The sequence below is a fragment of the Curvibacter sp. Hmag1.1 genome (genome assembly GCF_059769165.1).
Map to the genome: position 1 here is coordinate 3690325 of NZ_JBMBGX010000002.1, position 11759 is coordinate 3702083.

Genomic DNA, 11759 nt, shown 5'->3' on the forward strand with positions numbered 1-11759 from the left:
GTTGATCTCGGTTAAGCAATCGTTTTGTGTTTAATGATAAGTATGTTAAAAACGGCATGTTTGTTGTGCTGCACCTCGTGAGACTTTTGGAATTCTCCAAAAGCAAGCGGGTTCAGGATGGGAGTCTATGGCGATCTCGATCAGCCAAGGCCAGTGGATTCGATCGAGAAATGGTGCCAGCTCCGAATCAGAAATGAGCCTGTCTGTCTCTGTGAGCTGACATCACATTCAGATTTGGCAAGTGCAAATTGATCGTAGTGTTTTGATTAGGATGACGGTGCACTATGCTTAGAACTTTTAAGTCCCGGTTGCTTGGAATACTGCTGGTAATCAACGTCTGCATGTTGATTCTGGGAGCAAGTTCGTATTACTTCCTTGGCTCTCTCGGAACAAGGCTAGATACTTTTACAACCGGGATCTTCCATAGACTTGAAATCACCAATCGCCTCATGGAGGCGGCGGATGCCAGAGCCATCGCGGTTCGGAATTTGGTTTTGCTCAAGGATGCAAAGTTGAGTGCCCTGGCACTCCAAGAGTTCGATCTCAAGCAAAAAGAAACGCGAGATTCGCTTGCAGAACTTCAGGGCGCAATTGCAAAGGCTGGTGTTCCTGCTGAAGTCACGGCCAAAGTCAACAAAATTGCCGAGATTGAGGCTAGGTACAGCCCGGTAGCGCAATCCATTGTCAACAAGATCAAGGCGGGGCAGGTGGATGAAGCTATTGGTGATATCCAGACTGTCTGTACACCCACTCTCAATGAGCTCAATGCAGCTTTGCACGATTACATGGAGTTGACTGACAAACGCACGAACAACTATGTAGAGGAGACTTCGCGCATTACCGGTTGGCAAAAGGCCGCCATGCTTTTTATCGCTCTAGCTTCGCTTGGGATTTCGGCTTTACTGGGATTCATGTTGCAGAGGAATGTCCTCGCCACTTTCGGAGCAGAACCTGAAGCGCTGAATGAACACCTTCGTGAGCTGGCAGATGGCAATCTTTCGGTGAAACAACAGCACACCTCCGTCGAAGAGGATAGCTTGATGTCGGCAATCGGACGTATGCAATCAAGTATGCGTCAGGTGGTTCTTCAGGTGAGAGCTGCAAGCGATTCGATTTCCAGAGACTCAAATGAAATCGCGTCTGGCAACTCCGACCTATCAACAAGAACGGAACACCAAGCGAGCGAACTACAGCGCACTGCCTCTGCAATGGGGCAAATGAACCTATCCGTTCAACACAATGCGGAGTCAGCCAAGTCGGCAACACTGCTTGCGCAGTCTGTCAGTAGTGCTGCGCAAGGGGGAAGTGATGTCATGCATCGAGTTTCTCAAACCATGGATGCAATCTCCCAGTCGTCATCCAAGATTGGCGACATTATCGGGGTCATCGATTCCATTGCGTTTCAGACCAACATCCTCGCATTGAACGCAGCGGTAGAGGCCGCAAAGGCAGGAGAGCAGGGGCGGGGATTTGCGGTGGTGGCTACCGAAGTTCGGTCACTCGCACAAAGATCTGCCGCAGCTGCTAGAGAGATTAAATCACTTGTGCAAACCAGTATTGATAAAGTCGAAGGGGGTTCAGCCTTGGTGTCAGAAGCTGAACGGGCTGTGGGGAACATAGTTCATGAAGTTCAGCGCGTGACCACTTTCATTCAAGACATCGATCACTCGGTACAAGAGGAGTCTCGTGGGATTTCAGAGGTCTCTGCTTCTGTTAACGCATTAGATCAAAGTACCAAGCAGAACGCAGCTTTGGCAGAACAATCAGCTGCTGCAGCACAGGGCCTGCGACAAGAGGCCAACAAACTAGCGCACGCCGTTTCTTACTTCCAAGTTTAGGTTTCCTGCGCTGCCGCTCTCGTCTTCACTTACAGGCATTGGAGAGTCGGTGGGACGCGCCTGTATTTGAACTCATGACACCTTCACGCTTAAATTGGTCCTATCTTTTGGGGTCCAAAGTCCCGAGCGTTCGCTCTCCCTGATACAACAGCAGTTTTAAATTGAAGTACTCAAGCTGGGCTTTATATTGATTGGGTTCCAATCTCGTAAGCCTAGAGCTAATCTAACTCTATGCAGATAGGCCAGTTTGCGCCATCAAAGCGCAATTAGTGGAAAGCCTCTGAGAGACTAGATTCGGGGGGGCATCAATGTGCCCTTTAGGATCATCCAATTTCCAGCATTCAGTTAGTTAGGGTGGGCGTCTGAACGTTCATCGTTATGAACGACGAAGCGGCGGCTTCCATCGGTTTTGCTTTTGTACATAGCAGCATCTGAGATTTTCATCAGCTCGTCGATTTCCAAGGCGTCTTTCGGATACCTAGAAACCCCTGCACTGGCTGATACGTTTATGTTGAGGCCTATCCCAATTTCAATCGGCTTTGACAACTCAAACAATGCGCGTTCAAGTACAGGTCGGTAGTCGTCGAAACTCTCAAGTTGCGTAAGTAGCAATATGAATTCGTCGCCGCCAAGTCTGCACACCGTGTCATTCGGACGCGTGCTCTTTTGCAACCTATCGCTCACCTCTTTTAGAACCAAATCGCCTGCAGCATGTCCATACACGTCGTTAACAGGCTTAAAGCCATCCAGATCTAGAAAACAAATTGCGCAGAATGTTTCTGAACGCGCAGCGACAGCAAATGCCTGCCTCGCTCGATCAACAAACAAGAGTCGGTTTGGTAAGCCTGTAAGACTGTCATGAAAGGCGAGGTTCTCGACTTTCCGCTGGTACGCCTTTAACTCGGAAATGTCTGTCATGAACCACATAGAGGTTTTATCCCCCACTGACAGCAGTACGCCGCTGACATCAATCCATACGGGCGAGCTATCTTTGCGTCGCATTTCCATTTGCGTGCGGTAATGACCTCCTGAACTGAGTACAGGGTAGGCTTCACGCCCAAGAGATTCAAATTGCTCATCATCTTGATAAAGAACTCTCGATGATTTTCCCAGCAACTCGTTTGCTTCATAGCCAAAAATTCGATCGATCGCACGGTTCTTCCATGTCGCAATTCGATCTTGCAACTTCACGATTCCAACCATGTCGTTGTCTAGCATTGCATGTTGTTCAGAATGCATGCTTTCAAGTGCGCGCTTTGTTTTATGCAGGGTCGTTATGTCGTAAATAACGCTCCGGCTCATCAAAAAGTTCCCCCCCGATCCGTAAACGGCAGTTGCTGTCAAGCTAACCCGCCGTCGAGTGCCATTCAACGCAATGATGTCGATTTCTACATCGTCAATACGCCCTGTCGTGCGGAATATTGAAAATCTCGCTTTAAACCCCTCCTTTTGCTCGTCCTGCAAAAAATCCAGAGGACTTTTTATGCCGATGACATCAGCCCGCGTCGTCGCCAACCAACGCAGAGTTGTATCGTTGATATGCAAAAACTTTCCATCTGCGTCAAGCGAGAAGTAGCCACAGGGTGCATGGTTGTAGAGGTCATCGATTTGCGCTGTCGATACTGCAAGTTCGTTTTCTAGCAACTTACGTTGCTGAATGCTGTAGAAGTTGACTACTACTTGCTTCACATTGCCATCAGGCGCGAAGTCCGGAAAGGCACTTACCAGCAGCCAATTGGGTGTGTCCTGCCCAGCAATGCGAACACCCAGCACCATCTCTTCAATTGGCGCCCGACTTTCGATGACGATCATGACGGGATAGCCCGAGGGTGGCATCGCATTCCCTCGTTCATCTACAAAATGCCATGTTGGGTCCAATGCAGTTTTGCCCAACATTTGATCTTCAGTTAGCTGAAGTAATTCAGTAGCTCTTTTGTTGCAGTATGTGATGCTGCTGTCGGGTCTGTGGACTACGACTCCCGTATGAAGATTGTTCAGGAGTTCAAAGTGTTGACCGTTGGAATCCATGCTGCGCCCTCATCTCACCTCTATTCATAACGTATTGAATTCTTCATCCAATTTGAACAACATTATTCTTATTGGGGCAAGCCCGATGCATGAACGCAAAAATATTGTTACAGGTGAGCTATTTCTTTTGGCCCCAAAAACTCAAATTCATGCGACGACAAAACGCGCAATTTCCCCGGTAAGCTTGGTTGCCTGATCACTCAAGGATCCCGCTGCTGCACTGGTTTCTTCCACTAAAGCCGCATTTTGTTGCGTATGCGAATCAAGCTGGTGAATTGCGCGTACTACTTCATCCAGACCCTGGGTCTGCTCGCGTGTGGCATTTGCAATGTTACCCAACTGATCATTGATTTGATCGGCATTTGTTACCAATGCCTTCATGGTCTGACCCGCGCCCTCAACGATCAAAGTTCCGGCGGACACCTTTTCTACACTCGCATGTATCAGCGCCTTGATCTCTCTGGCAGCCTCTGCACTGCGTCCTGCAAGGCTGCGTACTTCGGTCGCAACAACTGCAAAGCCTCTTCCGGATTCACCAGCACGTGCAGCTTCCACAGCTGCATTCAGAGCCAATATATTCGTTTGGAACGCGATGCCATCAATCGTGCCGATAATGTCTCCAATCCGATTGGACGCGGCATTGATGTCACTCATGGTGAGCACCACGTCTGCAATGATGCGACCCCCTTCAGCCGCGACATTGGAGTTTTCCTTTGCGATGCTGGAGAGCATTTGTGCCCTCTGCGCGGTTTCACTCACTTTCGATCCAATTTGCTCTACAGCTGAAGCTTGCTCGCCAAGGTTGGATGCAGCCTCTTCTGTTCTTGCAGAGAGGTCGAGGCTTGCACGGGAGACCTCCGCACTAGTATTCGCCAACTCACGAGCCGAGTGTCGTACCCGACGAATCAATTCGTGCATGGAGTTGTAGACCTTGTTCAAATCTGCAATCAGTGCGGCAGGTTCATCGTTTCCCCAGGGCGCTGGAGGACGGTTTCGGAGATCCCCCTCTGCGAGCTCATTCAAATGGCGGCTTACCAATTTCAATCCGCCCCTCATGACCACATAAAAGGATAAAAACAGGTAGAGGGTCAAAAGCACGCTCAGTGCGCACGCTAAGAGAGCAAGATTCACGTGGTGGTTGACCCTATCGATCCGAGCCAGCAGCGCAGAATCCAGCCGCTCTAAGACTTGCTGATTGATTTTGACTTGGCTCGCAATCGCATCATTCGCAAGCGTCAGGAACGCCTCAGCAGAAATGCCGCCTTTGGTTTGTAGAACATTCTTATCAAAAGATGCAAGAAATAGGTCTCGCGTTCTGTCCACGCCCTTCATATCGAAGCCGGGCTGGTTCTCGCCGATGCCTTTCAGATACGAGTTTTCGTACAACGGATCTAGGTATTGAATGATCGCTTCATTTTTAAGCATGTTCATCAAGCGAGTCGGTGGCACCGCATCATTCTGCTCACTCAGAGTTAATGTCCCAAGTCCTCGAAGGCGGGCCAGATATTCAGCATATTGAGGTCCGACCACCACAGCGATGTTCATCATGTGGTAAGTCTCAAGTTCAGGATCAAGGGCGAGCTGAGAGTCGTCTGAGACATCCGCCAATAGATCCAAGGCCGCTTCAATCGCAGCTGTGTGAGCAATAAAGCTTTCGTCAGGAGTCCCGCGTGTCGGGGCATCCAATACCGCTTTAACCTTCTCTTGCAATTTTTTGATGGACTTGACGGTGTCGCCAGCAAACGCGTCCGAATTTTCAGATTGAAACTGCACGATTTGGGAGAGCTGCTTGGCGACGCTTGATCTCTGCTCTTCAAGGTCAGTTGCTTTCGTGACAGCTGCTCGCCGGTAGCCCCCCATCATTTGAATCAATGGGGTCACAACACGAACGTAAGCAACTCCCTTGCGCTCAAGACGGGTTGTGTCAGCGAGTTCAGTGCTGGATTGGTAAAAAAGAACCAAAAGTCCCAACATAGGGATCGCCATGGCAATCAGCAACCAAGCGGACTTGGCCGGAAAACCGATTCGTCTAAAAAGCCTTACTCCGGGTGCAAGCCATCCGTGGTAGCTAAAGAATCCGCCGTCTTGTTGCATGCTGATTTTTTTCATAGTTAACCAACGATTAGGGCCGACTGCGCTCGTCAAGATCGCTGTGTGATGTAGTCGAATCAGTGTCAGAGCTTTGACTCCGCAAATGCGCTTCAAACAGAGCGTCCTTCAGCGCAAGTGAGAGCCTTACGAGGCTGTCTCGCATCTCGAACAGTGCTTTAGACAGCTCTTCTGGGTTTGAAGCTGGTTCAGACATCGTTACTTTGTCTTCTAGGTTTTTGTTTTCACATTTGGCGGCATGATTTACTGTTTTTGCACTAAATCCAATACGTACGGCTACTTAGTTTTTGGACGTCGCCAACCGCGATGCCTTGCAATCTGACAATCTGGATACATGCCAAACAAAAAAGATCGAATGCCAATCGAATCCGACTCAAATCCAACGTCGGACTGCGATGCCATGGAGTTATTCAGATTTGCCATGGAGCTTCCAAACTCGGGCATGTTTGACTGGAATTTGGAGACAGAAGAGCTTCTTTTCCTAGGTCCCATCTCTGACGAACTGGGTCTTTCCAGGCATTCGTATCGCCCACTCATCGGGGGCTTGGTCCCTCACGTCGTTGAACCACATGTGAACTGGCTGGTAGAAATCCTTGCAAGGGTTCCTTCATTCAACGGACTTGCATTTTTCGAGCGATGCATTAAATGCCGAGCCGGTAACGGCCAGTTCGCTTGGCTTAGAGTTCGCGGCAACATTGCGTTCACTGACGACAAGATTCGCAGGCGACCCATCCACATTCGCGGCATGATGGACGACGTAACAGCTCTCTACGAGAAGGTAGACCAATACCATGCGATCTTTGAGAGTATTGGCGAGGGAGTAGTTTCATTCGACAACGAATGGAGGTACGTTTATGTCAATAAAAATGCCGAAAAACTCTTAGGTCGTAGCTCCGCACACCTGATTGGTCGCGTGTTTTGGGAGGTTTTTCCTGAAGTGCTGGGCAGCCCTCTTGAGAAAATCTTCAAAGACGCGATGGCGGGAGAGCATACGTACTACGAGCATCTGTATGAACCTTGGAAAAGATGGTTTGGGAACTACTGCTCGAAGTCACCCCTCGGCGGTGTCACGGTTGTTTTTCAAGACATCACTGACAAGAAACTAGGAGAGCAAGCGAGACTGGCTGCCGAACACAAAGCCCTCGTTGAGCAGACAAGTGTGGCCGCTCAAACAGTGGCTGCTTTAGCCCATGAGCTCAACCAGCCACTGATGGTTTTGGAGGCCAACACGTCCAGCCTTACGCACTTGTTAAAGGATGCAGACCTCAAGCGGGAAGTTCGCCACATCATTCTTGAGAACGAACGTCAAACTAAGCGCGCGAGCGACATCTTTAAAGATTTACTTGGAAAGATCAGTAGTTGGCGCCACAGCCAGCGGGTCGAGACCGATTACGACATACATGCATTGATCGAAGCATGTACCCGGGGAACGATGACACGATTTCCAGATGCGCGAATTCATTTGGAGCTCAAAGCTACCCGGCACCAGGCCTTTGGAGATCAAGTCAAGATTGAAAAAGCGCTGATGAATGTATTGGCAAATGCAGCCGAGTCGTTGGAGCCTCAATCCGTAAAGTTTCCTGAAATCTATGTGTTCACCTCGAACACTCAATCCAAGCTAAATATCCATGTTTCTGACACTGGGACGGGAGTGAAAGAGGAAGTTCAGGCAGCCTTGTTCACGGAGTTCGCCTCGACAAAGACGAATGGCTTGGGCCTTGGCCTGAGTATTGCCAGGAGCCTATTTGAAGACCAGGGTGGCAAGATATGGTTTCACGGCAACTTGAATCCTGGAGCAGAGTTCCGAATGCAAGTGCCCCTTTCAAATGACTGAAAAGACAATCTATCTAATTGACGACGATGAGGCCGTGCTGACCTCGATGGAACGACTGCTGCGTCTTGAAGGCTTTTCTGTAAAGCCCTTCGGTTCGGCGGAGGCTTTTCTTAAAACGTACGAGGGGACGTTTACGGGATGTGTGATCTCAGACGTAAGGATGCCGCCTGGTATGAGTGGACTTGACTTGCTGCTGACGCTACGAAAGCTCAAGTCTCAGTTGCCAGTGATCTTCTTGACCGGTTACAGCGATGTTCCCGCAGCAGTCAGAGCCATAAAAACTGGTGCAGTGAATTTTCTTCTCAAGCCAGCGAGGATTCCGGACTTACTTTCGGCCATTAGAGAATCTTTTTTGTTCAATGCATGCCAAACATCTGAGGGCGCTGAAAAGGACGGTGTGAAAAGTGTTTCGCTGGAACTCAGTCGGCGTGAGAGTGAAGTTATCAACCTTGTTGTCGTGGGAGAGTCCAACAAGATGATTGCAGCACTTCTAGGCATTAGCCCGAGAACGGTGGAAATCCATAGAGCCAATGGAATGCGCAAGCTTGGAACGAATACCCTGCACGGTCTCATGACTGCATTGGGAAGCCAGAAATCGAGCCCAATTTTATGAAGCGATACATCCAATTTTTTGTTGTCTCCTAAGCAAGGCTTGAAGAGAGCAAGGTCCACCATGCAGTACACCCGATGGCATCAAAGACTTTCTGTGAGACTTGTGGTCTTGGGTACCTTGGCAGTGACCTTTGCTGTTGTGTGTACTGTTGCTGTTCTTGTCTCTCTTGCTGAGGAGGATACGATTGCTGAACGGCAAGCATCCGAAGTATCCGAGGTGGAGAGAACAGCCGGTTTGCTCAACGAGAGGACACGTCAGTTAGTTGGCATGCTGGAGCTAGTATCCGCCCAGTTGCCAGTGAAGTCACTAGACAACTACGCAGCGCTGGTCGCATTGCTAGAGCAAAGGCCCTTGCTCACCTCTGCATTTGATACCGTTTATTTTGCAAGTAGAGACGGACGCATGCGAATCGTTCATGACGAGCGCGGCTTCCGCGCCACTGAGGTCTCCTTGCATGATCGCCCATACTTTAATGAAGTTTTGTTTACAGGCCGTCCCGTGATTTCGGAACCTTTGATGGGGCGTTTAAGTGGTGAGCCTGTTGTTGTTGTCTCTGTACCCGTATTGAACGAGGGACTAACTGTTGGTGTGTTTGGAGGCGGCATTCGCATTCGAAGCCATCCGCTATTGAGCGGCCTCCAGGGAATTGGAACACCCTCGGAAATTCAGAGCAAAGTCTCGGCTCCTTTAGTCGTGGTGACTGATTCACAAGCAAATATTGTTTGGCATCCAGACTCTCTCAAAGTGGGGCGTGGTATTGACCAAGAACCCAGGGTCGCTGCGTTGATGACTAGTTGGACCAAGTTAGGCGGTCCAATCAATGCCAAAGGAACTCCCGTATCCTTGCCGGAACATATTGGTGCGTACGCAGGAATGACCACCGCGAACTGGATCGTTTGGCGACTTCAATCAAAGGCTAGTGTTTTGGAGCCCATCGACCATGCCAGATGGAAAGCACTGAGAGCCGGCGCACTCATAACACTATCTCTTACTCTGTGTCTGGCGGGACTTTTGTGGTGGTTGCTTGCACCCTTGCGGATACTTCAATCTCGGGCGACCAAAATGTTTGATGCCCAATTGAAAATTGAAGAGGGCTGGCCCAAACCCGTTGGCGAGATAGGGGAGTTGGGCTTTCTTATTCAGCGGGTCCTCAGAGAAAAGGCCGCAATTGATCAGAAATCAGATGTGAGAGCTGCTCAACTCCAGTCTGTTCTAGAGGCTGCTCCCATTGCTATTTTGCTTACTCGAAATCGTTGCTTTGAACTGGTGAGCCCAGCAGCATGTCGAATCCTCAAACGAACAGAGGATGAGCTCATTGGTCAGCTTGCTCAAATAATTTACTTTTCCAACTGGGAGTACGAGAGGCTCGGCCCAATGGTTGGTGAGGCCTTCTCTAACCATCGCGAGTTTGAAGGCGAATTGGAATTCATCAGAGGGGATCGCACCACATTTTGGGGGCGCTTGATTGGCAGACCTGTGAGCTGGACCGACGCGAGCGCTGGAACGATATGGACTGTTTTTGATATTTCAGACGAAAAGCGTGAGCGGGAGGCCTTGGAGTGGAAAGCCAATCACGATGCTCTGACAGGACTGGCCAATAGAGCGGCGCTTATTCGACAACTTGAACGACAATTAGAGGGCAGAAATACGTATCAACCCTCTGCCTTGTTACTCATGGATCTCGACTGCTTCAAACCAGTCAATGATCAGTACGGGCATGCTGCCGGTGATGCGGTTCTAAAGGGAATTGCGTTGACACTCGTTTCCTGTGTCCGCGGTGGGGATCTTGTCGCTCGACTTGGGGGAGATGAGTTTGCAATTCTTCTCCGAGAATGCACAACAGAGGTTGCGCTGAGAGTAGCTGCGTCGATTTGCCAATCTGTGAAGAATCAGAAGGTCCCTTGGAATGGTTTCAATTTGGAAGTTGGAATCAGCGTCGGTGTCGCACCAATATTGGAAGAGGTCAAAACAGTACCTGAGTGGATGGCATGTGCTGATCAGGCTTGTTACACCGTGAAAGCAGCCAACCGCGGTACTGTTGCGCTGTATAGAAATGTACAAAACTGAACCATACGCTTCGCCGCATCAGAGCCTCAAGGCATTTTTTGCTTGAGAATCTCTTGCAGAATTCAACTACAGTGGAACACGTCTTTTTTCAAAGGCGCAACCCGGAAACTCTGTTCGGAATCGAGAGCTGATCATCTAGATTGGCAGATTTTTTGGGCACTCATTGATCCGATTTGAGGATTTATGCTACCGCAAGCACTAAACCTTCGAGTTTGCGAATCGCCAATCTGGAAGACCTCGGGCAACGGTGTGACAAACCAAAGAACACAAAACACACTTCACGATGTCACCGGGAACAAACGTGCTGGTGGCTATCAGCGCTTGAGTTACGGTCATCCCCGCAATGTTGACGAGACCCACAACGCCACTGGCATGAATCACAACGAGTCCGCCGACTAAAGACGCGATGAAGCCGCTGATTGCAAGTCGAGCTGGTGTATCCGTGGTGATCGCCCGCATGATCCACCCAGTTACCAGAGCACCAAACGGCCACGCCAAAAGATATCCCGCAGAAGGTGTCAGAAATACACCGAAACCACCGCGTCCGCCCGACAGTAGTGGCAAGCCTATCGCTACAGCTGTCAAGAAAAGCACCAGTGCTTGAAACGCTAGACGAGGTCCAAGTAGGCAACCCGCCAACATGACACCTAATGTTTGCAGAGTGATCGGAACTCCAAAAGCCAGATCAATTTTAGGAATCAACCCCAGAACTGCCATCAAGGCAGCAAAGAGAGAGACCAACGCCACAGAGTGAGAACGATGCATTTTTGTACTTTCTGTTTCAAATGTAGGCAGCTCAATCTTGAGAGGAGCAAACGGAGCTGCGGAGTGTAGCCGTATACCTTTCGCACTTACTCGTCAGACCATCAATGTTGCAGACCACAGATACTGGCTCAGTAGATGAAAGCAATTGCAGAGTAGACGAAATCCGACAACACCAATCAAAAGGGGACCGTCGGTTGGCTCTGCGCAATCCACTCGGAGATGCCCCCCTGCAGGTGGCTTGCATTCGCCCCCATCGCATTCAGGGTAGCAGTCAGTCCCTGACTGATCTCGTGCCCGTGCGCGCAATACACGACGATTGGGAGGTCATGGGCGATGTCATCTTTCCAGTCTAGCCAGAGTGCGGGGTCCTTCCATTGGGCACCTGCGATCTGAACACCTGACTCTATTTTTGCTTTGGCACGACGGACATCCAGTAATCGGAGCGGAGTGCCTTGCTCCAGTTGGCGGGCCAACTCCTCAACAGAAATGGATTTCATGGGATTTT

General features: G+C 49.8%; 8 protein-coding genes. 4 read left to right on the forward strand and 4 right to left on the reverse strand.

Going from position 1 to position 11759, the window contains the following annotated elements:
- The first annotated feature begins 284 nt into the window (after nucleotides 1-284).
- Nucleotides 285-1838 (forward strand): methyl-accepting chemotaxis protein, encoded by a 1554-nt coding sequence (locus tag ACOAP0_RS17900; RefSeq protein WP_498377521.1) that lies wholly within the window; start codon nucleotides 285-287, stop codon nucleotides 1836-1838.
- Between the two features lie 345 nt (nucleotides 1839-2183).
- Here ACOAP0_RS17900 and ACOAP0_RS17905 read toward each other — a convergent pair whose 3' ends face one another.
- The gene (locus ACOAP0_RS17905; RefSeq protein ID WP_498377522.1) at nucleotides 2184-3866 is read right to left on the reverse strand and encodes a sensor domain-containing protein; all 1683 of its coding nucleotides are present in this window, start codon (nucleotides 3864-3866) and stop codon (nucleotides 2184-2186) included.
- 147 nt (nucleotides 3867-4013) lie between these two features.
- Nucleotides 4014-5975, reverse strand: coding sequence for a methyl-accepting chemotaxis protein (locus ACOAP0_RS17910; RefSeq protein WP_498377523.1), 1962 nt, complete (start codon nucleotides 5973-5975; stop codon nucleotides 4014-4016).
- A 334-nt stretch (nucleotides 5976-6309) separates the two neighbouring features.
- Here ACOAP0_RS17910 and ACOAP0_RS17915 point away from each other — a divergent pair, with 334 nt between their 5' ends.
- Genes ACOAP0_RS17915 through ACOAP0_RS17925 form a run of 3 tightly spaced genes read left to right on the forward strand, consistent with a single transcriptional unit; the run spans nucleotide 6310 to nucleotide 10489 of the window.
- Entirely contained in the window at nucleotides 6310-7809 is a 1500-nt protein-coding gene (locus ACOAP0_RS17915; protein WP_498391491.1) for a two-component system sensor histidine kinase NtrB, read from the forward strand.
- Nucleotides 7802-8422, forward strand: coding sequence for a response regulator transcription factor (locus ACOAP0_RS17920; RefSeq protein ID WP_498377525.1), 621 nt, complete (start codon nucleotides 7802-7804; stop codon nucleotides 8420-8422). The genes ACOAP0_RS17915 and ACOAP0_RS17920 overlap by 8 nt, the downstream gene beginning before the upstream one ends.
- Nucleotides 8423-8482: 60 nt before the next feature.
- Nucleotides 8483-10489 (forward strand): sensor domain-containing diguanylate cyclase, encoded by a 2007-nt coding sequence (locus ACOAP0_RS17925; RefSeq protein ID WP_498377526.1) that lies wholly within the window; start codon nucleotides 8483-8485, stop codon nucleotides 10487-10489.
- Between the two features lie 198 nt (nucleotides 10490-10687).
- Here ACOAP0_RS17925 and ACOAP0_RS17930 read toward each other — a convergent pair whose 3' ends face one another.
- Together ACOAP0_RS17930 and ACOAP0_RS17935 are read right to left on the reverse strand one after the other, a co-directional pair.
- Entirely contained in the window at nucleotides 10688-11254 is a 567-nt protein-coding gene (locus tag ACOAP0_RS17930; protein WP_498377527.1) for a biotin transporter BioY, read from the reverse strand.
- 176 nt (nucleotides 11255-11430) lie between these two features.
- A complete protein-coding gene (locus ACOAP0_RS17935) occupies nucleotides 11431-11751 on the reverse strand; it encodes a rhodanese-like domain-containing protein (RefSeq protein ID WP_498377528.1) in 321 nt (106 codons plus the stop codon).
- Nucleotides 11752-11759 lie beyond the last annotated feature (8 nt).

What these genes read in the sequence shown, in the direction of transcription:
- ACOAP0_RS17900 (WP_498377521.1), top strand. Translation starts at nt 285, where the DNA reads ATGCTTAGAACTTTTAAGTCCCGGTTGCTTGGAATACTGCTGGTAATC.
- ACOAP0_RS17905 (WP_498377522.1), bottom strand. Translation starts at nt 3,866, where the DNA reads ATGGATTCCAACGGTCAACACTTTGAACTCCTGAACAATCTTCATACG.
- ACOAP0_RS17910 (WP_498377523.1), bottom strand. Translation starts at nt 5,975, where the DNA reads ATGAAAAAAATCAGCATGCAACAAGACGGCGGATTCTTTAGCTACCAC.
- ACOAP0_RS17915 (WP_498391491.1), top strand. Translation starts at nt 6,310, where the DNA reads ATGCCAAACAAAAAAGATCGAATGCCAATCGAATCCGACTCAAATCCA.
- ACOAP0_RS17920 (WP_498377525.1), top strand. Translation starts at nt 7,802, where the DNA reads ATGACTGAAAAGACAATCTATCTAATTGACGACGATGAGGCCGTGCTG.
- ACOAP0_RS17925 (WP_498377526.1), top strand. Translation starts at nt 8,483, where the DNA reads ATGCAGTACACCCGATGGCATCAAAGACTTTCTGTGAGACTTGTGGTC.
- ACOAP0_RS17930 (WP_498377527.1), bottom strand. Translation starts at nt 11,254, where the DNA reads ATGCATCGTTCTCACTCTGTGGCGTTGGTCTCTCTCTTTGCTGCCTTG.
- ACOAP0_RS17935 (WP_498377528.1), bottom strand. Translation starts at nt 11,751, where the DNA reads ATGAAATCCATTTCTGTTGAGGAGTTGGCCCGCCAACTGGAGCAAGGC.